A 21,718-nucleotide genomic window follows, 5' to 3' on the forward strand; every position below is an offset into this window, starting at 1 on the left:
GTGCCCGGCATCTGGGGGTATTTTTATATCGCGTCGGCTTGTGGTCGGGTGGGGGGGGGGCGGCGCCCCGGGGGGGGGGGGGGGGCCCCGTGTTCCTCGCCCCCCCCCGCGGCGGGTCGGGTTCTCCCCTTCACTCCGTCAGAGGCGCTCTGCCCAGGGTGTGTTCACGCGGATCCGCGCCCGCGGTACCGACGCACGGAACGGGCTCCTCTCCCCGGTTCCGGTGTCTCCGGCCTTCGGCGGCGCCCCGATGCATCCGGCTCGGGAGCCGGGCCGCTGCACACCGCAGCCCAGCCGATCCGTGCCGCTCAGCCGGTCGGCGCCCCTTCCCCGCCCCCTGGATTGGGGCATGGCACCAGTGTGGGCGCGTCCAGTTGACCTGGCTGGGGCCAGTTGGCGAACACTTCGGTGTAACTGTGGCTCATGATCTCCAGCACGGTGCCCCACGGGTCGGTGGTGTAGGCGAGTGTCCAGGGACGTCCCGGCACAAACGCGTACGGTGCCGAGATCAGTGTGCCGCCCGCTTCGGTGACGCGGGTGACCATGGCCGCGACGTCCAAGTACGTCAGACAGAGGTGCCATGGGCCGCGGTCGAGGTAGGGCACCTGTTCCTGGGGCGGTCGTGGCCCATGGGTGGGCGGATCGATGAACTGGAACAACTCGATGCCCACGCCGTTCGCGGTGAGCAGGTGTGCCTGCCATGCCTGACGAAACCGGTGCCCCAGCACCATGCCGGCCTCGGTGTGCCCGGCCGGGGCGAGTACCCGCGGTCCCATGATGCAGCGGAAGCCGAAGACCTCCCCGTACCAATCGATGGCGGCGTGGATATCGGGGACGGTCACTCCGATGTGGTTGACCGTCAGGGCGGCCATCGGGGTGTTCGGCATCGGTGACTCCTCGGTGTTGTCGAGGTCTTGAATGATGGAATGTATCCGATTTCTGCGTTCGAGGTCTTTTAAGTGAGGTTAGCGAGGAATATCGTCGCCGAATGTATCCAATCACTTGTTCAGGCTGCGATTCCGCCTGCTGTAGAGAGGATCGACGATGACCCGTTTGCGCCGAGCCGTGGTTACCGCGGTCGCCAGCGCGATGGCGCTGCTTCTGACGGGTTGTGGAGACCTGTCCGTTGTGCCGGCGAAGTTCAGCAGTACGGGAAGTCTCGACGGCAAGCGCGCGACCATAGTCGCGTTCATGGTCTCGACGGCCAACCACTATGTAGGGGCCGAGGTCAAGGCCATGCGGGCGGAAGCCGCCCGGTTGAACTACCGGCTGGAGGTCATTGACAACAAGTTCGATCAGACCGAGCAGAATCAGCAGGTCCGGCAGTTCCTCGCGTCCGGCAAGCCGGCCGCGGCCTTTGTCTACTGGCCCGCCAACAACGACACGGGGATCAACTCGGCCCGGCTCCTCGCCGCCAGGGCGCCCGTGGTCCAGCTCAGCGGAAGGGTGCTGCCGCAGGCCGAGCCGTACATCACCGCTCGCCCCGGCCAGGACAATGAGGCCATCGGCACCACGATGGGCACCATGGCCCTCAAGGCGGTGGACGAGTCCAGGGCCAAGGGAGTGAAGTTCCGCGGCCCGAAGGGCAAGCCCAACCTGCTGGAGATCACCTACCCCTCCGGGTACGAGGCCGGAGTGGTGCGACACAACGCGTTCTTCGACCGGGTCGGCGACGCGTTCAACCTGCTCTCCACCGAGAACGCGAAGTCCCCCGACGCACAAGGGGGTTTCACCGCCGCCAGCCAGGTGCTGTCCAAGTACAAGGGCGAAGGCATCGACATCGTCGTCGCCGGTTCGAACAACATCGGCACCGGTGTGGTCAAGGCTCTCCAGCAGTACGGTCTCCAGCCGGGCAAGGACGTCACCGTCGTGGTGGGCGACTTCTCCGGCGACCAGCAGCCACTGATCAAGGGCCAGATCTACTCGGCGGTGCTCCAGTCACCGGTGATCGAGGGAATCCTCGCGGTCCAGACCGTGGCCCAGCTCCGGTCAGCGGGCAAGGTCATCGACGGCACCGTGCAGTTGCCGGAAGCCCTGGTCCAGCCCCCGCTCTCGGACACCGCGCCGAGCCGCTTCACCTATATGCCGCATCCGGCGATCACCCCGCAGAATTACGAATCACTGCGTGTGTGGGGCCGCTCCATCCGGGAGTTGCAGTTCTGATGTCAGCACACACCCACCCACGTCTGCGGGTCGAGGGCATCTCCAAACGCTACGGCGCCGTACAAGCGCTCTCAGATGTCGCCCTGGAGGTCCGTCCGGGCGAGGTCATGGCCCTGCTCGGCGAGAACGGCGCCGGCAAGAGCACCATCGTCAAGGTGCTCTCCGGGCTGGTCCGCCCCGACTCCGGCACCGTGCAGATGGACGGCCATCCCATCGATCTATCCACATCGGGAGCTTCCCAAGCAGCCGGCATCGCCGTGGTGCAGCAGGAGTACAGCACCGTCGGGGCGCTGAGCGTCGCCGAGAACCTCCTGCTCGGACAGCGCGGCACCCGCCTCTGGTGGAACCGCCGCTTCCTGACCCGGAACGCGGATGAACTGCTGGAGCGCGTTGGGCTCGGGCACCTCGACAGCCGCACCCCCGTCGAGGAGCTCTCGGTCGCGGAGATGCAACTGCTGGAGATCGCCCGTGTCCTGGCAAGATCGGCCACCTTGATGATCCTGGACGAACCGACCGCGGCCCTGTCCCAGGCCGAGGCCGCCCTGGTGCTGAGCACCGTCCGCTCACTCGCCGAGCAGGGCACCAGCATCATGTACATCACCCACCGGCTTGAAGAGGTGTTCGCGGTCAGCGACCGGGTCACCATCTTCCGCAATGGCCGTAGCTCCGCCCCCGAGGAGACCGCGAGCCTCGACACACCCCAGATAGTCCGACGCATGTTGGGACGCGAACTCGGCGATATGTTCCCCGGGCCGGGTCACATCGATGACAACGCGCCGGTCCAACTCTCGATCACCGGGCTCACCGCCCCTGGCGTCGAGGCTCCGATTGACCTGTCGGTCCGACGTGGCCAGATCATCGGTCTGACCGGACAGCTCGGCGCGGGAGGATCGGCGTTGTTGAAGGCGCTGGCCGGCTTCCTCCCGACCCTGTCGGGCACGGTGGAACTCGCGGGCGAGAAGGTCGAGTTGACCAGCCGGCGCGGTGGAATCGCCGCGGGAGTCGCCTACTGCTCCCCCGACCGCAAGCGCGACGGCATCTTCGACGGCCTGTCGATCGAGAAGAACCTCTCGTCGCCCTGGCTGGATCGGGTGTCCCGGTTCGGCGTTCTCTCCAAGCGCGAGGAGCGCACCGTCGCCACCCGGTCGGCGGAGAGCTTCGCGTTGGACACACGGCGGCTCGGCTCCTCCGTCGGCACACTGTCCGGAGGTAACCAACAGAAGGTCGCGGTGGGCAAATGGCTGGGCTGCGACCCGCGCGTCCTGCTGGTCGACGAGCCGACCCGCGGTGTGGACGTCGGCGCCCGGGCCGAGATCTACAAGCAGCTGAGATCCCTGGCGGATGACGGCATGGCGGTTGTCGTCTGCTCTTCGGATACCAATGAGATCTTCGGCCTGTGCGACGTCATCGGCACATTTCACCGGGGCGTGCTCTCCTCGCTGGCACCAAAGGCGCAGTGGACCGAGGAGACGCTCGTCCGCGAGGTGATGCACAGCGGGAACACACCGTCCGAGACATCGAGTGAAGTGGGCTCGCCATGACAGACACCACCGCCAGTGCGCTGGTCGCACGTCGGCAAGAGGCCTCGCAGAGGCTGACGCGCTGGGCCATTCCCACCGTGTTCGCGGTCCTGGTCGCCGTGGCGGCGGCCACCACATCCGACTTTCTGACCTTCGACAATCTGCGGGGCGTACTGATCAACACCGCGGTGACCGGTATCGCCGCCGTCGGTATGACCACCATCACCCTGTCGGGCAACCTCTTCTCACTCGGCGCCGGCCAGTCCGCGATGCTGGCGTCGATCCTCTTCATGTGGGTCGCCTCCTCGGGCGGTTCACTGGTGCTCGGCATCCTGCTGGCCCTCGTGGTCCTGGTGGCGATCGGACTGCTCCAGAGCCTCGCCGTGGCCGCCGGGCTGAACCCGGTCGTCACCACCATCGCCGCCGGCGCGTTGATCTACGGCGCGGTCGCCGGAATCACCGGCGGAGCGGTGGTGTCGGCACCCACCTCGGCCGTGGGTGAACTCGCCGCCTTCGACCTACTGGGGATTCCACTACCGGTCTGGGTGTTCGCCGCCTTCACCGGCGCGGTCTGGCTGTTCGTCGAACGCACCACATCCGGCCGGCGTCTGCTGCTGGTCGGGTCGAACCGGGAGACCGCGGTGATGAGCGGGATCTCCGTTCGCGCCGCCACCGCCTGGGCGTTCGCCATCACATCCATCGGCCTGGCCATCGCGGGCATCTTCTCCGCGAGCCAACTCGGGCAGGTCACCGCCAACAACCTCTCCGAGTTGACGGTCGACGCCGTTGCCGCAGTGCTCGTCGGCGGAACAGCGGTCAGCGGTGGCGAGGGATCGGCCGTGCGGTCGGCCGTCGGTGCGCTGGTGATCGTCGTGCTCCAGAACGTCCTGCTCCTGCACGGGCTGCCGACCGGGGTTCGGATTCTCACCGAGGGAATCCTCCTGGTCGCCGTCGTCTCGGTCCTGCACATGGCCCGTCGGAAGGCAATGCGATGAATGAATCGACCATGGGGCGGAGCATCGGCAGAGCCACCCGTGCCTACGGTGTCCAAGGCGGCGTGCTGCTGGCACTGCTGGTGATCCTCTTTGCGATCGTTCCCGAGTTCACCGTCGGAGCGGCGGTCTTCGGCACGCTCGACGGCGTCGCGCTCATCGGAATCACCGCCGCCGGACTCGCGGTCACCATGATCGCCGGGGAACTGGACATGTCAGTAGGGTCCATGGCCGCCCTCGCCGGAGTGATCTCGATCCGAGCGGGCGAACTCGGGCTCGTTCCCGCCATCCTCATCGGCACCCTGGCCGGGCTCGTCCTCGGGCTGGCCCAAGGCCTACTGATCGCCCGCTTGCAGATCAGTTCACTCGTCGTCACCGTCGGGACCTGGATCGGATTCAGCGGCCTCGCGCTGGTGCTCGCCGATGACCGGCCCATCGGTCTGGACCGTCTGACCACCACCGATCCCCTCCTGGTGGAGTGGCTCTCGATGACCCCGGCGACGCTCATCGGGATCGGAGTCATCGCCCTGCTCGGCCTGTTCCTCGGTTTCAGTCGGTTCGGACGGGAGATCTACGCGGTCGGCGGGGCCCGCCGGGAAGCCAGAGCCGCCGGGGTACCGGTCAACGCATCGCTGGCGACGGCCTTCGGGATCTCGGGAGCCTGTGCCGCGCTGGCCGGTTCGATCGCCTGTATGCAGGGCGCGTCCGCCGACCCGCGCGGATTCACCACGCTTCTCCTCAGCGCCGTGTCCGCCTGTCTGATCGGTGGCATCAGCCTGTACGGCGGGCGCGGCAACGCCATCAATGTGACCCTCGGCGTACTCATCCTCTGCCTGATCATCGCCGGGGCCACCGCGGCGGGCGCGCCCACCTATGTCACCGGACTGGTGACGGGCGGGCTGCTGATGCTGGTCGTCACCATGGAGTTCGTCCTGGACCGTACCGTCGCGGTGCGCAGGCTGAACGCCGCACGCTCCCGTCACGCCGCGGCTCTGCTGGCCGGGATGGGCCGACCCGGTACTCCCCTGGCCGCCGCCGCTCCACCGCCTGGACCAGGAAAGACCCTCTGACCGGGCAGCCGGCTGAAATCCGTGATCCCGGGGCAGTCCGGAAACGCTCCGGGACCACGGCGACGGCGGCAGCACCCTCTACGCAGCCGGCCGACACACCGGACTACACACCCACAACATCCACCCCCAACGGCTCGCCGACACCGTCTGCAAGCGCGCCGGCTCGGGACTGACCCGCGCCGAACCGCGCGATGGGGCGCACAGGCCGCGCGTCCGCGACGTGTTTCCTCTGGCCGCACAGGCACCGGGCATCTCGCCGGACGGCCGCGGGATGGACGGTCCGTTCTCCTATGTCACCGGGAACTGGCTGATCACCGTCAGGGGCGAGGGCTCGCCCTTCCGCCGCCGGTCCATCGGTGCGACGTGCCCGCATGCGGGACTGCAACAAGATCATGGGAGAGCGCTTTCCGACCACGGAAGGCGAGCAGAAGCGTGGGTGACCGCCGGTCGGGGTGAGCCAGAGGCTGACGAAGGCCGACGAGCACCGGTGGGCCAAGAGCCCCTCTGCCCAGTGCTGTTGGGTTCTCAAGGGTGCCTGCGGGCGAGCTGCGACAACGGCCCATTCGCATTTGGGGGCACAGCAGTGCGCACCGGATGTGCTTCCCGGTGCGCACTGTGGTCAGTTGGAGTTCTGGTTCACCAGAGACTGGTTCGGCCTAGAGTGGCCGGCAAGGCTTCTTGCTGCCGTTGTCGCTCAGCTTGTCGTCGCGAACCCATCCATATGCTCCAGTGGAGTCGTTCCTGAGGTAGGTCCAGGTTTCGGTGGTTGCACCGATCTGGGTGTAGCAGTGATAGTCCAGGGAGTGGGTCGAGTAGGCAACTCCCAGAGTGGGGCAGCTGGTCGACGAGCCGCTTCTCTGGTTGGTCCCGTCCCCCGCGGTCTTCTTCCAGGCGCTGCCGTCCTTGTCCCCGAAGCCCGTCCCGCATGACGCGTATGCGGTCGCCGGCGTTGCCAGGGTGAGGGGAAGGGCCACGGCCACTGCGGCGAGTGCCGGAACGATTGCTGCGAATCGACGCTTCACGACTCCTCCTACGGTGAGTCTTGTGACGGCACTTGGTGGCCGCCGTCAACCAGCCTCGCTCGCGTCTTCGCACGGTTCCATGGCTTTGGGTGCCAACGAGTTGGCAATGCGTGCCATGTCCGCCGGACATCGCATACCTCAGGAAGGAGCACCCGGCCACCCTGCCCGCCGGCGCCCCAGGTCTGTCAGCCTCCATGCCTGTTCCGCTGGGTGCGTGGAATCGGAGGCAGCCGGCCCGTTCGTCGTCTTGGTCCTGAGGGAAGGGCTCCGGGGCAGGCGGATTCCGGGGTGGGAACGGTCATCGGCAGGCTCCTGTGGAAGTACGGACGAACCAACAGTGCTCAGCAAGATGACAGGAGCGGAGTCGTGGCACGATGACTTTGTGGAGAGTCCTGGTCTTTCAGCGCTTCGTCGCGTGCTGATCGAAGCGGTTGTCGTGGTCGCGGCGCCTGCTTCGGATCAGGTGGCTTGGCTGGACAAGTACGACATACCGCCGGACGAGATCGCCCTGGGTTTCGATGACGCCTTCCGCTTCGCCGGGCGACTGGTCGAGGAGGAGCAGCTCAGTCGTCATGTGCTGCCCATGCTGCAGATGATCGATGAGGTCTTCAGCGAGATGTCCCAAGACACCGACGTGGATCGGTGGACGAGGGAGGCATTGTCCACCGACGCCGGGTGGGGACGCGCCCGGCACTCGGCGCGAGAAGTCCTCGCCACGGAAGGCGAAGAAGCGTCACCTCTGCCAGACATCCTCATCATTCGATGAGTCCCCAACCCGGCCCGCGCTCTAGGCTGCGGTCTCGCGCTCGATGGCGGCGAGACCGCCCACAACGACGGTGTACTGGGCAAACAGGCGCAGATGAAGGCCCTTGATCGTGGCGCCATCCTGGTTGTAGGCAGCGTGGTGGCGTGCTGCGGCGCGGAGTTCGAAGACGCTTGTCGGCGTGCTCGCCGATCACCTCCAGCCCGTCTCGCCCTCCGGATCGCCGGGCGCGGCGCCGACGCCGTCAGGTACGCGCGGGGCGCCGCCAGACGGTGATCACGAGGCCATGGAACCCGAACCGCTGGTCCCCGCGCCGGGCGCCGGGACCACCCCGAACCCGAGCACTTCGTACAAGCGCCACGGACAGCCCAGAGCAGTCACGCCGCAGTCACGCCGCCGACCAAACATGCTCACGCGGGCCCGTGACTCACAGCAGCGACAGGCGGGCGGATCGGTCTGGGAGACTACGGTCGCGGCGCTCCACGGGTCCGGGACCAAGTAAAAGAACCCGAACCGCCGTCGCACCCGGGCGGGCGGCTCCGAGGGCGGGCTGCCAGGCACGGTGACGTCGGACATCTTGTGCAGTGGAGCTTGGTACGCAAGTACGGGCTTACTCCTGCAGTTGTGCAGCAGGTGATCAACAAGAGTGCCGCGTGTCGTCCTGTCTACGGGCCGGGGCCGCCCCGGCGCTGGATCGACGCGTTTGCCACCCGGTCGTCCCATGCCTCTGCGCGGTATCGGAACTCTTCACCAGTTCTTCTGGAGATCGGCCAGTTCCAGCGTGGCCCCTGGAGAGGGGCCCGGCGGCGGGTGTGGGAGGCAGTGGGTGCCGAGCCATTCGGCTGGCGGGGCGGTGGGCGATGGACAGGGCGGACCGGCGCGCCCTCTCAGCGTCCTGTTGGATCGCCGAAAGCTCGTAGTCGGGCACCGGTACCTTCACAACCTCAAACGGTCGTTGAGAGGGTGATGAATCGGTTGTTTCAGGGCGTCGTGGTGTGCCGACACCTGGCGGTTTCCGCGACGGGGCCAGTGCGTCCGCCAGATCACTGGATGAGGCTGCGCAGGACGGGGAGACCTCCACATCGTCGATCCCGTCGAACACCAGCGGTCCCAGAACCGTGCCTCGGTCTGCATGACCAGCACCATCACCGTCCACAGCCGGCCAAAGCCGCAAACGGGATGCACCCGAGGGAGCGTCATTTATGGCTGGCCAGCGACAAGGCGTACGCCGTCTCGTACGAGTCAGTCCCTCGCAATCGAACACCGAGGTAACGCTCCGCGACGACTCCCCAAGATCTGTGCCAGAACCTCGTATTCATCGACGACAGCGCGCGCACGACGCTGCCGTCCCCCGGGCCGGGCTCGGCCTGCTGCACGCCTACGGGGCAGTGATCGTCCCCGAGGAGTCACTCATCCCCTACGCCGAACGCCTTGCCGCCCTCCGTGCCTGCCTGGGGCTTCCAACCGAGACGGAGTTCAAGTGGAACCCCGGTGACAGGCCGCTGCACAAGAACTGGGACGCGCTCCGCGAGGCCCGTCCGCAGATGCTGCAAGACACCCCGGACCTCGGTATCTCGGCCGTCGTCGTCATGTGCGCGGCGGAGCAGATGCCGGACTCCTTGGGGCAAGGAGAAGATTCAGCTGGAGATGCTCAAGTATCTCTACGAGCGCGTGTCCATGGCCCTCGATAACGCAGGCCATAGCGGCATCCTCATCGCCGACGAGCCGCCCGGCGACCGAACAGACGAGAAGCGGTGGCTGGGCCAAGCCCTGGCCCTCACCGAGAACGACACCCAGTACAGGCGTTGTGCGCCGCCACTCTCACCCGTGCAGGCCACTGACAAGGCCGCCCTCGAAAGGGAGTGATAAGCATCGGATGGACCTGCATGCGCAGGAGATCCACCACCAGTCCAGCGAGGCTGTTCGCGAGAGGTTTCGGCTTGAGCCATATGCGTGACATCAGGTGCGGGAATGCAGTGCACCAAATTTAGGATTACCCCCGATGCGTGGACCAATTGCCTGCTCCAGAGGGATCAAGTCCGGTGACTCAAATCTCCGTTGTGGTGCCCTGCTTCAATGAGTCCGAGGTCATCGAAGCGTTCCACGAAGCACTGCTCTCAACCATCGAAGCCACCCAGCAGACGTTCGAGGTCTGCTACGTGGATGACGGCAGCAGCGACGGCACCCGCTCCCTGCTGAGAGGAATCGCGGCCCTCGACCCGCGCATCCGCTACACGGCCTTCAGCCGTAACTTCGGCAAGGAAGCCGCTCTGCTCGCCGGCCTGCGCATGACCCAAGGGCGCGCGGTCGTCATGATGGACGCCGACCTCCAGCACCCACCGGAACTCCTCCCCCGCATGTTCGAACTGCACCGGCAGGGCTTCGACCAAGTAGTCGCCCAACGCGACCGCACCGGCGAAGGCGTCGTACGCACCACCCTCAGCCGTGCCTACTACAGACTCGTGCGCCACTGCATGGATGTCGACGTGGTCGACGGGTCAGGCGACTTCAGACTGCTGTCACGCCGCGCGGTGGAGAGCGTGCTGTCACTGCCCGAAAGCAACCGCTTCTCCAAAGGGATCTTCTCCTGGATCGGCTTCGACACCGTCAGTTTCACTTACCACAACTGCCAACGCGCCGCAGGGTCCACAAAATGGGGAAACAGACGGCTGCTCAACTACGGCATCGACGGCCTCCTCTCCTTCAACAGCCGCCCACTGCGCCTCGCCATCTACACCGGCCTCTGGGTCGTCCTCTCCGCTGTCGCCTACGCACTGTGGACCCTGGCGAAAGTCGCCCTGTACGGGGCCTCGGCCCCCGGTTACGCCACCTTGCTGACCGCCGTCGTCGCACTCAGCGGCATTCAACTGGTGACGCTCGGCGTCATCGGCGAATACGTGGGGCGCATCTACCACGAAACAAAGAAACGTCCGCACTACGTGATCCGCGAATCGGATGTGTCCCCACCAGTTCCCTCACCCGAGGCGCCGTCATCAGATTTGGCCGAGGCCAGTTCCGAGGTTCCTGAACGGACCAGACGAGTAGCCCGGCAATTCCTCCTCTTCATTGCGATCGGCTTCGTCAACACGGCCGTCTATTTGGCCGTGTACGTGTCGCTGAACAGATGGATTCCCTATCTCGCGGCCCATGTGCTCGGGTACGCGGTGAGCGTGGTGGGATCGTTCCTCCTCAACACGTACATCACGTGCCGGACCACCCCGACGTGGCGGGCCTTCGTCCGCTACCCACTGTCGAGCGTCGCCGGCCTCGTCGCCGCCGGTGGGCTGCTCTACCTCGCCGTCGGCCACCTGGGCATGGACAAGAACATCGCCGCCGTGGCCTCGGGGATCCTCGTCACCCCGTTGTCCTTCCTCCTCGCCCGGTGGGCCATCACCTCAGGTGCTATCGCCTCATTGCCGCAGCCTCCTCCAGGCGTCAGCTCCCGTGAGCGCCCGGCGGACGAGTCCGAGATCGCTTGACACGCCCTGGGGGTACCGCCCGTCTCAACCAGGTCCACTTGCGCGCCATGCAGGGGTTCACTCCGCACTCCTGCCGTCCCTGCACATGAAATGTCCTCGGTGTGGCATCGCCAGGATGAGAACCGGAGGTCGATCAGCACATGGCCGTGAACGGCGCGGAGGCAGCACCTCCAGAGCAACCGGAGAGAGCAGTGCGGTCCGGTCATCCACGCGAAGAGGGGGGAAGCCGGCAGCGGTGGACGGTGGCGCTCTCCTTGCTGCCTCTCGGTCTTCTGGCTGCGGCCTCATGGCTCGGACGCCACGTTCGGCCAGGTGCGGATGACTGGTGCTTTCTGCCAGCCGCGCGCGACGGCGGCATCGGCGGAATGGTTGACAAGTTCTACTTCAGGGACAACGGACGGATCGGGAACGCCCTGCTGGTCGGGCTGTACGCGAAGTTCGATATCGCGGGACACCAATGGTTCGCCCTGGTGAGTGGCCTTCTCATGCTGCTGGTCCTGTGGGGGGTGACCGTCCTGGCGCTGGGCAGGGCCGCTCTGAACGTACCGCGTGGTGTCCCGCTGGTGGTGGCGTCCATGGTGACAGCGGTGTTCCTGTTTGCGACTCCCAACACCTACAAGACGTTCTACTGGCCGGCTTCCTCGGTCTCGCACACCGTCGCACCCGTGCTGGCATGCGCTGCGGCCATTCCGCTCCTGCTGGCTCGCTCACGCAGAGGCCGGACGGCCGCACTGGTGCTTGTCCTCGTCATGGGAATCTTTCTGGGGACGCTGTCCGAGCAGGCATCGGTCGTCAGCTTGGTCGTCCTCTTCTTCGTCCTGCTGTGCAGCCGCTGGATTCTCGCCGAGCACCGGCGGACCTATGCACGGTGCTGGTGCCTCGCCGGCATGGCGGGCATCGGGATCGGGACACTGATCCTGCTTGCCTCACCGGGCTCACAGAACCGTCGTGAGCGGTACGGTGCCAACGCCTCTATGTTCTCACCGGAGTCGCTGGCGGGCTCTCTGCGGGCCTTTGGGCATATCCTCGTCACACTTCTCACAACATGGCAGTACGTGGGTGCGGTCGCAGCGGGACTGCTACTCGGCCTGATGTGCCGAACCAGAAGGCCGCAGACGGCTTCGGTCGTCCTGACCCACCAACGCCTCCTCGTCGCAGCCGGAATCCTCAGCTTCCTCATCTCCGGATACCTCTGCACCCTTATCGCCTACCCCTTCTTCGGCCCGGGGCTCGCGACGGCCTCACGAGTCTGGAATGACTACCTCCTTCTGTACGTCGTCCTGCTCGTCGGAGCCGGCAGCCTTACCGGGCGCGCACTGCGCCTGCAAACCTCGCCCATCCGGGCGGTCAAGACAGCCGGGGCAGCCGCAGCCGTCTGCGCCGTCTGCTGCCTCGGGCTCGCCCTCCCCCTCGCCCACCTGGGGGAGCAGATGAGTGTGCGGGCACAGCAGTGGGACCACCAGAATCAGTGGCTTCGCACCCAGGCAGCACGCGGAGCCCAGGTCCTTCCCTACAAACCGCTGTCAGTCGGCGGTATGGGAGAACCATTCGGGATCCACGGGAGCTGGCCGGCGGGATGCGTAGCCGACTACTACCACGTAGAAAAGATCACGCACAGCCGTCAGCTCCCTGAGCAAAGCTAAAGGGCCGAAGCCAGGCACACCCCGCTCGCGTTGTCAGGGTCGCACGGAAGGTCTGTCCAGAAAACGGCTCTGTCCCCTAGTCGGTGGTAGCGCCGTGTAGTGATCACGGGAGGAGGATGCGGTGGCGAAGCAGGGGGAATCCGGCTCGGCCGTGCATTTGTCTCATGATCCGTTTGGTTCGGGTGTTGACGCCCTCGGTGCGGCCGTTGTGGTAGGGGCGGGTGAGGTCGACGGCGGTCTGATCCTGGAGTTCTTCCGGTTCGGCCCGATGCAGGATCACTTCCTTGGACGGTCCACCAACACGATGGGGCCGAAGACACCCGTTCTCGGCTGTGAATGCGGCGAGTGGGGATGCTGGCCCCTCATGGCCCGTATCACCGCGACGGTCGACTTGGTGACCTGGGACGCCTTTGAGCAACCGCACCGCAAGGCCCGCGACTATGGGGCATTCGGGCCGTTCCGGTTCGACCGTCACCCATACGATGACGCCTTGCAAGCCCTGAGCGCGGAGATCAGCTCCGGCGTCGACGACACGCGCGCGTGAGCGCCACCAGGCGCGGCTTGGTGGGCTAGAGAGGGTAGGGAAGCTGTTCATGGAAAGGTTCGAGACGGAGAGTCTGGGACTCATGCCTGGCCAGAAGGTGCAGGCCAGGGTCCTCAGCCATCGCCCATGGGGTGTGCTCGTTGAGATCGCTGGTTACGAGAATGCTGGTCTGTCGGCCTCTATCGACATGATCCAACAGTTCTCCCAGACCACGAGCAGCCACGACGAACTGCTCGCGCGCTTTCCACCCATCGGTTCACGGATCGAAGCGGTGATCGAGCAAATCCACCGCTGGCATCCGCCGGTATCAGTACGGCTGACCATCCGACCTGCCGACCTGGAGTCGCTGCTCTGGAGCTGCGACTTCTGTGGCGAACCAATCACGTTGGGCCCAGGTGGAGACGCCCTCGTCCTGGACTCTCGCAGCAGCGACGGTCCGGGAAGCCACACCCTCATCTCCCACCGCCACTGCCTGGCCGAGCGTATCCGCCCTGAGAACACGGGAGAGCGGGCACGAGCCATGAAGATCGGAAAGATGTGCTGAAGTCGCGAGGACCGCGCCATCTGCGTCTCCGCCCGCATCCCACCCCGCACCCGGCGCGCGACCTCCTCCCGCCGGTCTGCCCCAGGCTCCGCCCAAACCGCGACCGCCATCTCCACGGCCCCGGCCGCCATCTCATCAGTCAACCGGACTTCACGGTGTATCAGGGAACGCGGGCGACGGCTCCCCAGCCGGCGCGTTCGGTGGCGGTGCCGGTGGTGGCCTCCGGCCGCCAGTTCGGCCAGGACACCAGCCCCGGCTCGACCAACTCCAAGCCTTCGAAGAAGCGCGCGATCTGCTGAGGTGAGCGGAGGATGTAGGGGATGGCGCCGTTCGCGTTGTAGGCATCCTGCGCCGCCCGGTGCTCGGGCCCGTCGGCGTCGCAGTGGCTCAGCGCGAGATAACTGCCGGACGGCAGCCGCCGCAGGAGCCGCTCGATCAGGGCGAGCGCCTCATCGAAGTCGACGATATGTCCCAACACATCGGTGCAGACCAAAGCGACCGGCTGGGACAGGTCCAGCGTGTCCGCGGCTCCAGCAAGCACCCGCTCCGTGTCCCGCATATCCGCCTCGACGTAATCGGTGGCTCCTTCAGGGGTACTGGTCAGCAGCGCGCCGACATGGAGAAGGACCTGCGGGTCGTGATCCACGTAGACGACCCGGGCGTCCGAGGCGATGCGCTGGGCCACCTCATGGGTGTTGTTGACGGTCGGCAGCCCGGAGCCCAGGTCAAGGAACTGGCGAATCCCAGCCTCCGCGACGAGATAGGTGACCGTGCGCCGCAGGAACGCCCGGGACTCCTGCGCCCACTGTCGAGCCTGCGGGAGAGCAGCCTCGTAGGCGAGGCCGGCCTCCCGATCAGCGGGGTAGTGGTCCTTCCCGCCCAGCCAGAAGTTCCAGACCCTGGCGGAGTGGGGAACGGAGGTGTCAATACGCGGCGTGCCGGGCGGATAAGCGCGGTCGTCCGTCATCAGAGGTCCTCTCACGAAACGATAGGGAACGGCGTTGCCGGGCCAGGAGCGATGGCGCCCGCCTGGTCCACCAGCATGCGGTAGGCGCTCACGGTGGTGGTGTCGGACCAAATGCGGGACGCGGACGATCCGTGCCTGGCCGTCAAGGTGCCGGGATCGTCGGTCGCGACTCTGGAGGTCAACTGGGTGGGCCTGTGGCCTGCGGGTGGAGACATTACGTTTGCAGAGTCGGCGGCAGCGTGGACGACTGCGCTCAAAATCTCCTTCCGTACGTCGCAGTCATCACACCCGAGAGACTGTGACGGACGTCTTACTCAGTGGGCCCGTGTGTACGGCTCATCTGGCAACGGCGTTCCCTACTGGCTGCGTTGAGTCCAAGAGTCCCTCCGCGCGCCAGGCGCTGACGGGATCGGTAGGGTCTGGGACAGGAAATGGACCATCAGCCACCACACCAGTACCAGATCCTGCTCAGCGTGGCCCAGACCCCTCGCCAACGATCCGAAGCACCGCAGCCTGTGGACAAGGTGTCTGGAGCGGATTGACCGGCCTGGTCTGTTCCCTTCGGGATACATGTCGCCGCTGTGCTGATCGAGCCCGTCAATGGCACCACCGGGGGCGCGTTCGTGCCTCGGGAGAGCTACTTGCGGTTGGTGTCGGAGATCTGCCGGAGCAGGGGTGTCCTCGTCATCCACGACGAGGTGCTGACCGGGCTGTGGCGCACCGGGACTCCGCTCGCCAGCCATCACTGGGACGGATGCGCGCCCGACATCGTGATCCTGTCCAAGGGTCTGGGCGCCGGATGCACCGGTGTCGGCGTGGTGCGTGTCGCCCGAACCGCCCGGTGGCTGCGGCACGAGGCGGCCGATCCGCTGCCCGCGCTGGGCACCATGGCCGCCCACCCGCTCATGGCAGCGGCGTGGCTGGGCGTCCTGGACGAGCTGGAGTCGATCGACTTCGACGTCTTCACGGCCCGAGGGCACCGGCTCGGGCAGGCCCTGAAGTCCCTGAACGGTGTCGGTCCGGTGCGGGACGTGCGCGGGTTGGGCTTCCTCTACGGAGTGGAGCTCGCCCCCGGCATGCTGTGAAGGCGGCCGAGCAGCGGGGGGGTGTTCTTCTACCCGTTCACCGGCGCCGGAGAGCCCAGGAGTGAGGGCCTGGTCGTCGCGCCCGCGCCGACGTCCACGGACGACGACATCCAGTTCGTGATCACGGCCCTGTCGAGCGCGCTGGACGCCGTGGGCTGAAGCGTCGCACGGCGCCGGGACCAGTGCCCCGCTTACCCACCTGCCACCACATCGAACACCTCAACGAACCCTGAAGCGCTACGACTTGGGTGCTGCCCAACACCCGATAGCGTCCGGGGCACACCGAGTCCGGTGTGCCCCTTCCCTCCCTGCTTGAACAGACAAGGACGACCTGAATGCGCGTTTCCGTGATCGGCTGCGGTCACCTCGGTATCCCGCACGCGGCGGCGATGGCCGAACTGGGCCACGAGGTCATCGGCGTGGATGTCGACCAAGCCAAGGTCGACCGGCTCAACGCCGGTGCATGCCCCATCTACGAGGCCGGGCTGCCGGAACTCCTCACCCGGCATACAGCGAGTGGCCGTTTGCGGTTCACCACCGACATCCGCGAGGCCGCCGCCTTCGCCGAGTTGCACTTCCTCGGCGTCGGCACCCCGATCAACTCCGACGGCCGCTCCTACGACACCGCCCAAGTGTTCGGCGCGATCCGCCAGCTCGCCCCCCACCTCGACCGACCGTGCACGATCGTCGGGAAGTCCACCGTCTCGGTCGGCACCACAGCGGAAGTCACCGCCCTCACCCACAGCCTGGCCCCCGCAGGTGACCTGGTCGACGTCGTCTGGAACCCGGAGTTCCTGCGCGAAGGCCACGCCGTCCAGGACACCCTGCGCCCGGACCGGCTCATCGCCGGCCTCACCACAGCCGGGGCCGAGAAGGCGATCCGCACCGTCTACGCTCCGATCCTGGACGCCGGCGTCCCGCTCTTCGTCACCGACCCGCCAACTGCCGAGCTCGCCAAAGGCGCCGCAAATACCTTCCTCGGCCTGAAGATCAGCTACATCAACGCCGTCGCCGACATGTGCGACGCCGCCGGCGGCGACATCTCCCAGATCGTGGACATCCTCGGCATCGACCCTCGGATCGGCTCCGGCGGCATGCGGCCCGGCATCGGCTATGGCGGCGGCTGCCTCCCCAAGGACATCCGCGCCTTCACCGCCTCCGCCCACCAGCTCGGCGTCACCGATGCCGCCGCCCTCCTACGAGCCGCGGAACAGATCAACGAGAATCGCATCGGCGTCGCCATGGACCTCATCACCCGCGCGCTGGGCAACCGCCCCCTGACCGGTGCCCGGGTCACCGTGTGGGGCGCGGCGTTCAAGCCCGGCACCAACGACGTCCGCGAATCCCCCGCCCTCGCCCTCGCCCACGCCCTCCAGCAGGCCGGCGCCACCGTCACCGTCCATGACCCGCAGGCGGTGGCCAGCGCAACGGCCCGCAATCCGGAACTGGACTACACCGACGACCTGCTGGCCTCCGTCGACGGCGCCGAACTCGTCGCCCTGGCCACCGAGTGGCCCCAGTACCGGCACGCTGAACCTCAGAGCCTGGCGGACCGAACGGCCCGCCCCCTGATCGTCGACTGCCGCACCACCCTCGACCCCGGTCCTTGGCGCAAGGCAGGCTGGACCGTCCACCAGCTCGGACGCCCCGCCGAGGAGCAAAGGTCCATGCCATGAGCGGCGACCGGGGCTTCCTGCGCCGAGCCGGCGACGCCGACGCCCATGCCGCCGATGTGTGGCTGCGCTCCTTCGCCGCCGCGCTGCCGACGAGCCGCTGCGCGCACTCCGCGGCCGATGTACGAGACTGGTTCACACGCGTCCTCGTGCCCCAGTACGAGACCTGGGTGTCAGTCGCCGAGGACACCGGCACCGGAGTCCTGGTACTCCACGGCGAGGAGCTGAAGCAGCTCTACCTCGACCCGGACCGACGCGGCCAAGGTCTCGGCGATCGTTTCATGGCCCTCGCCAAGCAGGAGCGTCCAGCCGGTCTGTCCCTGTGGACGTTCCCAATCAACACGCCGGCGGAGCGGTTCTACGAACGGCACGGCTTCACCGAGGCCGAGCGGACCGACGGCAGCCGCAACGACGAACGCGAACCGGACATCCGCTACCACTGGAGCCCCGGGGCGTAGCCACAGTGAGCCCCTGCGGAGGGCGGTCCCCCGACTTCTGGGGCGACCGCCCTCCGGCACGCGCTTCTCGGGGCCACGGTGACGCCGTGACAGTTCTGATCGTCGGCGGCAGCGGCTTCCTCGGAGCCGAGCTGGTCCGGCAGGCACGAGCAGCGGGGCACCCAACGGCCACCACCTAGGCGACCCGGCCCGGCGACCCCCACGGTCAAGAACAGCCTCGCCGTCCCTCGTCCGTGTGATGGAACAGGCTGTCCGGGACGGGCTGATCACGGTCAACCCGGCCCGAGTCACCGGCTGGCAGCGCCAGTACAAACAGGTCGAAGACAAACTCGACACCCCCCGCGCCCTCGCCCTGCGCGACTGGCCCACCCTCCTCCGCCTCGCACAGGCACTCGTCGAACGCTCCCACGACCACTACCAGGGGTGGGGCGAGATCGTCGTCTTCGCCGCCGCGACCGCCGCCCGCATCGGCGAGGTCTCCGGCGTCCGCGTCGCCGACATCGACACCACCAACTGGATCTGGACCGTCCGCCGCCAGACCACCCCCGCACCCGGCGGCCTCATCGACAAGAACACCAAAGGCAAACGCACCCGTCACGTACCCATAGTCGAGGAGATCCGGCCCCTCGTCGCCGAACGCATCCTCGCCGCAGGCCCCAACCCCGACGCGCGGCTCTTCACCGGGCTGCGCAGCGGACGGATCTCCACGGCCGTGCTACGCGACGCCACCCACTGGGACGAAGTCGTCCTTTCCCTCGGCCTCGAACACCTGCGGCGCCACGACCTGCGCCACACCGGACCCACCTGGTTCGCCGACGCCGGCGTCCCCACCCACGTGCTACGCAAGATCGCCGGACACGGCTCACTCCTCACCACCCAGCGCTACCTCCACCCCGACATGTCCCAGATCACCGGCGCCGGGACCGCCCTCAGCGCCCACCTCAACCCCGTCCGCGCGCCCCTCAGCCTGGCGGTCCAGCCCGTCCCCGGAAGACACCGCTAGACCGTGTGATCCCCAAATGGTCCCCAAGAACGGCGGAAAGGCGGTATCGGATTACTCCGATACCGCCTACGACCTGCGAAAACGCTGGTCGGGACGACAGGATTTGAACCTGCGACCCCTTGACCCCCAGTCAAGTGCGCTACCAAGCTGCGCCACGTCCCGATGCTCGTCTGACCTGGGGTTTCCCCTGGCTGAACGCGCATGAGAACAATACCGCACTCCGGGCGATGGTTACGAACCGCTTTCGGCGCGCTGCGACCGCTGCGGCCGGGATGGCCAGGACCACACCGAGGCTGGGCCCGGAGCCGTACGACAAGCGCCGGCCGCCGCCCTACAACAGGGGGCAGGGGGCGAGCCCTCGCCGGCGTCGGGCGCGGAAGCAGGGCGTCCCTCACCCGGGCACGGGAGGCTGAAGCTCCGGATGCGCGTCCAGCAGCTTGCGGGGGGCGACCTGCCGCCAGGAGTCGAGCAGGATCGCACGGAGCTCCGACTCGTCCTCCAGCGCGGCGAGCCGCACCCTGATCCACGCATAGTTGTCGTCGTGCCCCTCTCGGAGGAAGAACTTCGTCGGCTCGGCCTCGATCAACTCGGCCCGCTCTTCCTTGGGGCACTTCACCCCCATCACCTGATCGTCGTCGGCGAGCGAGGCGAAGATCTTCCCGCCGCCGTCGAGGCGGAAGGTCGGCATGCCCCAGGCGAGCTTCTCGATCGTCCGGGGCAGGGAGAGCGCGACTCTACGAACGTCATCAGCGGTGGCCATGCGACGACCGTACGGTGCGCCACCGACAACCGCCCGACGGCCGATCCACCGAGTAGTCGAACCGATTCAGAAAGCGCTTTCTTGGCCATGGAACGCCCCTCGCCCCGCTTCGCGGAGGAGAACACAGCAGCCTCAGGGGAGTCATGTGACGGGGCGGTCGATGGATGAACAGGAGCATGGGGTGCAAAGGAGCGCGCAGCACTCGGTCCGCGCGCTCTGGAACATGGCGGGAGGACCCCCGGCACTCCCCGGCATACTGCACATACAGCGACATAAAGCTATCGCCATGACCGAGAGGGCAGGGGCGCGCACTTACTCGCGGCTCCATGAGTGCGCTATCCACCACCCTCCTTACATCGCGCGCTGGATAACGCTCCTACGCGCTGGGAGGCTCTGCCGCGTGGCTCAATCACCCTGTTCAGGTACGTTCATTTCCGTCCAGGTCTATGCCGTATCGGTTCTTCAGAAGGTGCCAGATGTCGCGTCTGTGCACGCCTGAGACAGGCTGTCGGCCGACCGTGCCCGCCCCCCGAGAATCCATCGCCCTCCGCATGTAGCAGAGGGAACCACGCAGGGAATGCCGTACGGCAGAGCAGAGATGGCCGGTCAGCACGTTCCCGGTCGGCTCTATGCACCACCTACTCGAACAATCGCCCGAGTAGGCGTAATCGCAGAGGAAGGCTCGCGATGGACGAGTACTTCGCCAGTCAGCTGCATCATCGACTTCGGAACGATGTCAGGGACTTCGCAGAGAAGGAGGTGAGGCCCCGAATCCCTCTGTTGGAAGCAACGCGGACCGCTCATGGCGACCTGTCCCGGCTCATAGCCAGGCAGGGTTGGTTGGGCGCCACCATCGGTCGTGACTACGGCGGCATGGGAGCCGGTCATCTGGCCAAGACGATCATCATCGAAGAGCTGTCACGGGTCAGCGGGGCCATGGGGGCCATGGTCCAGGCGTCCCAACTGGGTGTGGCCAAGATCCTGCACTTCGGCAACGCGGAGCAGAAGCGGACCTGGTTGCCGAGCATCGCGGCCGGCCACTGCCTGCCGACGATCGCCGTGACCGAGCCGGACTCGGGCGGCCATGTGCTCGGCATGACCGCCACCGCGGTGCGGGACGGCGATGAGTACATACTCAATGGCCAGAAGGTGTACGTGGGCAACAGCCACATCGGCGATCTGCACGGTGTGGTGGTGAGAACGGGACCCGGCTCGCGCGGGCTGACCGCGTTCCTGGTCGAGGCCGACCGTCCCGGGTGCATCATCGGGGAGCAGCGCCCGGCGCTGGGGCTGCACGGCTTCAGCTTCGGCGAACTGTTCTTCCAGAACTGCCGGGTGCCCGCGAGCAATCGGCTGGGGGCGGAGGGGGACGGGCTCTCGGTGGCGTACTCGTCCAGCGTGCTCTACGGGCGGGCGAACCTCACCGCCGTGTCACTGGGCATCCACCAGGCGATCCTGGACGAGACGACCAAGTTCTGTGCCGAGCGCTACCGTTACGGCAATCCACTTCATGACCTGCCGTCCATCAAGATGAAGCTGGGCAAGCTCCAGTCGCGGTTGATGACCGCGAGACTCGCGGCCTATCACGCCGTACATCTGCTGGATCAGGGTCTGCCGTGCGATGCGGAGTTGATGAACGCCAAGTTGATCAATGTGGAGTCGACCATCGACTCGGCACGCAACGCCATGGAGATCCATGCCGCGGCCGGTCTCTTCACCGACCGCCCCATCGAGCGCTATCTACGGGACGCGCTCCATATGTTCGCGCCTGCGGGCACCTCGGACATCCAGTTGCTGCGGCTGGCCGAGGTGGCATTGGGGACGGTGAAGGGACAGTGGTCGCAACGGCTCTCCGAGGCGGTCAAGCTTGAACCGGCGGTCTGAACAGGACCGACGGCGGTGCCCGGGGAAGGGGCCCTGGGTCGGTCACGTCATCGCGCGGCACTCTCGTGAACGGGTGTTGCGGGGGATCTGGACAAGGAGCGGGTCGAGGTGGGGCCTCGGAGGGGGGCGCCCACCGAGTGCACCCGTG

Annotated in this window: 20 protein-coding genes, 1 tRNA gene and 1 pseudogene; 17 read left to right on the plus strand and 5 right to left on the minus strand. The window is 66.8% G+C overall.

Translation table 11 applies throughout. From position 1 onward, the window contains the following. Positions 1 to 308: 308 nt before the first annotated feature. Entirely contained in the window at positions 309 to 887 is a 579-nt protein-coding gene (locus ACFXJL_RS19420) for a VOC family protein (protein ID WP_384694008.1), read from the minus strand. Positions 888 to 1,044: 157 nt separating this feature from the next. Between ACFXJL_RS19420 and ACFXJL_RS19425 the strand changes: the two genes are divergently transcribed. From ACFXJL_RS19425 to ACFXJL_RS19440, 4 genes are read left to right on the plus strand one after another with little or no spacing between them, the layout of a single operon-like run. Further along, on the plus strand, positions 1,045 to 2,163 hold the full coding sequence (locus ACFXJL_RS19425; protein WP_384694011.1) for a sugar ABC transporter substrate-binding protein: 1,119 nt from the start codon (positions 1,045 to 1,047) through the stop codon (positions 2,161 to 2,163). Continuing rightward, positions 2,163 to 3,704, plus strand: coding sequence for a sugar ABC transporter ATP-binding protein (locus ACFXJL_RS19430; RefSeq protein WP_384694014.1), 1,542 nt, complete (start codon positions 2,163 to 2,165; stop codon positions 3,702 to 3,704). The genes ACFXJL_RS19425 and ACFXJL_RS19430 overlap by 1 nt, the downstream gene beginning before the upstream one ends. Next, a complete protein-coding gene (locus ACFXJL_RS19435) occupies positions 3,701 to 4,678 on the plus strand; it encodes an ABC transporter permease (protein ID WP_383543578.1) in 978 nt (325 codons plus the stop codon). Before ACFXJL_RS19430 ends, ACFXJL_RS19435 begins: the two co-directional genes overlap by 4 nt. After that, the gene (locus tag ACFXJL_RS19440; protein ID WP_384694019.1) at positions 4,675 to 5,745 is read left to right on the plus strand and encodes an ABC transporter permease; all 1,071 of its coding nucleotides are present in this window, start codon (positions 4,675 to 4,677) and stop codon (positions 5,743 to 5,745) included. Before ACFXJL_RS19435 ends, ACFXJL_RS19440 begins: the two co-directional genes overlap by 4 nt. A gap of 656 nt (positions 5,746 to 6,401) precedes the next feature. Here ACFXJL_RS19440 and ACFXJL_RS19445 read toward each other — a convergent pair. Next, complete coding sequence (locus tag ACFXJL_RS19445; protein WP_358879252.1) at positions 6,402 to 6,767, minus strand: SH3 domain-containing protein; 366 nt, start codon at positions 6,765 to 6,767, stop codon at positions 6,402 to 6,404. 415 nt (positions 6,768 to 7,182) lie between these two features. Here ACFXJL_RS19445 and ACFXJL_RS19450 point away from each other — a divergent pair, with 415 nt between their 5' ends. The 6 genes from ACFXJL_RS19450 to ACFXJL_RS19475 all read left to right on the plus strand — a co-directional run bounded on the left by ACFXJL_RS19450 (position 7,183) and on the right by ACFXJL_RS19475 (position 13,740). Beyond that, complete coding sequence (locus tag ACFXJL_RS19450; protein WP_384694023.1) at positions 7,183 to 7,533, plus strand: hypothetical protein; 351 nt, start codon at positions 7,183 to 7,185, stop codon at positions 7,531 to 7,533. Between the two features lie 1,644 nt (positions 7,534 to 9,177). Beyond that, positions 9,178 to 9,396, plus strand: coding sequence for a hypothetical protein (locus ACFXJL_RS19455; protein ID WP_384694026.1), 219 nt, complete (start codon positions 9,178 to 9,180; stop codon positions 9,394 to 9,396). Between the two features lie 176 nt (positions 9,397 to 9,572). Next, positions 9,573 to 11,009, plus strand: a complete 1,437-nt coding sequence (locus tag ACFXJL_RS19460) for a glycosyltransferase (protein WP_384694028.1) — start codon at positions 9,573 to 9,575, stop codon at positions 11,007 to 11,009. 365 nt (positions 11,010 to 11,374) lie between these two features. After that, complete coding sequence (locus ACFXJL_RS19465; RefSeq protein WP_384694031.1) at positions 11,375 to 12,652, plus strand: DUF6056 family protein; 1,278 nt, start codon at positions 11,375 to 11,377, stop codon at positions 12,650 to 12,652. A gap of 121 nt (positions 12,653 to 12,773) precedes the next feature. After that, positions 12,774 to 13,196 (plus strand): hypothetical protein, encoded by a 423-nt coding sequence (locus ACFXJL_RS19470; RefSeq protein ID WP_384694429.1) that lies wholly within the window; start codon positions 12,774 to 12,776, stop codon positions 13,194 to 13,196. 133 nt (positions 13,197 to 13,329) lie between these two features. After that, positions 13,330 to 13,740 carry a hypothetical protein gene (locus tag ACFXJL_RS19475; protein ID WP_384694034.1) on the plus strand — a complete coding sequence of 137 codons (411 nt, stop codon included), beginning with the start codon at positions 13,330 to 13,332 and terminating at the stop codon, positions 13,738 to 13,740. A gap of 160 nt (positions 13,741 to 13,900) precedes the next feature. Here ACFXJL_RS19475 and ACFXJL_RS19480 read toward each other — a convergent pair whose 3' ends face one another. Continuing rightward, positions 13,901 to 14,707 (minus strand): SAM-dependent methyltransferase, encoded by an 807-nt coding sequence (locus tag ACFXJL_RS19480; RefSeq protein ID WP_384694036.1) that lies wholly within the window; start codon positions 14,705 to 14,707, stop codon positions 13,901 to 13,903. A gap of 581 nt (positions 14,708 to 15,288) precedes the next feature. Here ACFXJL_RS19480 and ACFXJL_RS19485 point away from each other — a divergent pair. The 6 genes and pseudogenes from ACFXJL_RS19485 to ACFXJL_RS19510 all read left to right on the plus strand — a co-directional run bounded on the left by ACFXJL_RS19485 (position 15,289) and on the right by ACFXJL_RS19510 (position 18,926). After that, the gene (locus ACFXJL_RS19485; protein WP_384694039.1) at positions 15,289 to 15,792 is read left to right on the plus strand and encodes an aminotransferase class III-fold pyridoxal phosphate-dependent enzyme; all 504 of its coding nucleotides are present in this window, start codon (positions 15,289 to 15,291) and stop codon (positions 15,790 to 15,792) included. A gap of 21 nt (positions 15,793 to 15,813) precedes the next feature. Next, positions 15,814 to 15,951 carry a hypothetical protein gene (locus ACFXJL_RS19490; RefSeq protein ID WP_384694042.1) on the plus strand — a complete coding sequence of 46 codons (138 nt, stop codon included), beginning with the start codon at positions 15,814 to 15,816 and terminating at the stop codon, positions 15,949 to 15,951. 176 nt (positions 15,952 to 16,127) lie between these two features. Next, on the plus strand, positions 16,128 to 17,468 hold the full coding sequence (locus tag ACFXJL_RS19495) for a UDP-glucose dehydrogenase family protein (protein ID WP_384694044.1): 1,341 nt from the start codon (positions 16,128 to 16,130) through the stop codon (positions 17,466 to 17,468). Beyond that, positions 17,465 to 17,923 carry a GNAT family N-acetyltransferase gene (locus ACFXJL_RS19500; RefSeq protein ID WP_384694047.1) on the plus strand — a complete coding sequence of 153 codons (459 nt, stop codon included), beginning with the start codon at positions 17,465 to 17,467 and terminating at the stop codon, positions 17,921 to 17,923. Before ACFXJL_RS19495 ends, ACFXJL_RS19500 begins: the two co-directional genes overlap by 4 nt. 86 nt (positions 17,924 to 18,009) lie before the next feature. Further along, positions 18,010 to 18,099: pseudogene (locus ACFXJL_RS19505) on the plus strand (dTDP-4-dehydrorhamnose reductase); the annotation flags it as partial. Positions 18,100 to 18,161: 62 nt separating this feature from the next. Then, positions 18,162 to 18,926 carry a tyrosine-type recombinase/integrase gene (locus tag ACFXJL_RS19510; protein WP_384694049.1) on the plus strand — a complete coding sequence of 255 codons (765 nt, stop codon included), beginning with the start codon at positions 18,162 to 18,164 and terminating at the stop codon, positions 18,924 to 18,926. 85 nt (positions 18,927 to 19,011) lie between these two features. Here ACFXJL_RS19510 and ACFXJL_RS19515 read toward each other — a convergent pair. Next, positions 19,012 to 19,088 (minus strand) — tRNA-Pro (locus ACFXJL_RS19515). A gap of 229 nt (positions 19,089 to 19,317) precedes the next feature. Next, the gene (locus ACFXJL_RS19520) at positions 19,318 to 19,686 is read right to left on the minus strand and encodes an MmcQ/YjbR family DNA-binding protein (protein WP_384633682.1); all 369 of its coding nucleotides are present in this window, start codon (positions 19,684 to 19,686) and stop codon (positions 19,318 to 19,320) included. A 687-nt stretch (positions 19,687 to 20,373) separates the two neighbouring features. On the opposite strand from ACFXJL_RS19520, the gene ACFXJL_RS19525 reads away from it, so the two are divergent. Next, a complete protein-coding gene (locus tag ACFXJL_RS19525; protein WP_358879259.1) occupies positions 20,374 to 21,570 on the plus strand; it encodes an acyl-CoA dehydrogenase family protein in 1,197 nt (398 codons plus the stop codon). The last annotated feature ends 148 nt before the right edge of the window (positions 21,571 to 21,718 follow it).

The organism is Streptomyces sp. NPDC059256 (assembly GCF_042753785.1).
Classification (GTDB): domain Bacteria; phylum Actinomycetota; class Actinomycetes; order Streptomycetales; family Streptomycetaceae; genus Streptomyces.

Bases quoted from the DNA above. Each gene is read 5' to 3' on its own strand.
- ACFXJL_RS19525 (WP_358879259.1), top strand. From the start codon at position 20,374: ATGGACGAGTACTTCGCCAGTCAGCTGCATCATCGACTTCGGAACGAT.
- ACFXJL_RS19495 (WP_384694044.1), top strand. From the start codon at position 16,128: ATGCGCGTTTCCGTGATCGGCTGCGGTCACCTCGGTATCCCGCACGCG.
- ACFXJL_RS19420 (WP_384694008.1), bottom strand. From the start codon at position 887: ATGCCGAACACCCCGATGGCCGCCCTGACGGTCAACCACATCGGAGTG.
- ACFXJL_RS19440 (WP_384694019.1), top strand. From the start codon at position 4,675: ATGAATGAATCGACCATGGGGCGGAGCATCGGCAGAGCCACCCGTGCC.
- ACFXJL_RS19425 (WP_384694011.1), top strand. From the start codon at position 1,045: ATGACCCGTTTGCGCCGAGCCGTGGTTACCGCGGTCGCCAGCGCGATG.
- ACFXJL_RS19465 (WP_384694031.1), top strand. From the start codon at position 11,375: ATGGTTGACAAGTTCTACTTCAGGGACAACGGACGGATCGGGAACGCC.
- ACFXJL_RS19500 (WP_384694047.1), top strand. From the start codon at position 17,465: ATGAGCGGCGACCGGGGCTTCCTGCGCCGAGCCGGCGACGCCGACGCC.
- ACFXJL_RS19455 (WP_384694026.1), top strand. From the start codon at position 9,178: ATGCTCAAGTATCTCTACGAGCGCGTGTCCATGGCCCTCGATAACGCA.
- ACFXJL_RS19480 (WP_384694036.1), bottom strand. From the start codon at position 14,707: ATGACGGACGACCGCGCTTATCCGCCCGGCACGCCGCGTATTGACACC.
- ACFXJL_RS19430 (WP_384694014.1), top strand. From the start codon at position 2,163: ATGTCAGCACACACCCACCCACGTCTGCGGGTCGAGGGCATCTCCAAA.
- ACFXJL_RS19510 (WP_384694049.1), top strand. From the start codon at position 18,162: ATGGAACAGGCTGTCCGGGACGGGCTGATCACGGTCAACCCGGCCCGA.
- ACFXJL_RS19435 (WP_383543578.1), top strand. From the start codon at position 3,701: ATGACAGACACCACCGCCAGTGCGCTGGTCGCACGTCGGCAAGAGGCC.
- ACFXJL_RS19520 (WP_384633682.1), bottom strand. From the start codon at position 19,686: ATGGCCACCGCTGATGACGTTCGTAGAGTCGCGCTCTCCCTGCCCCGG.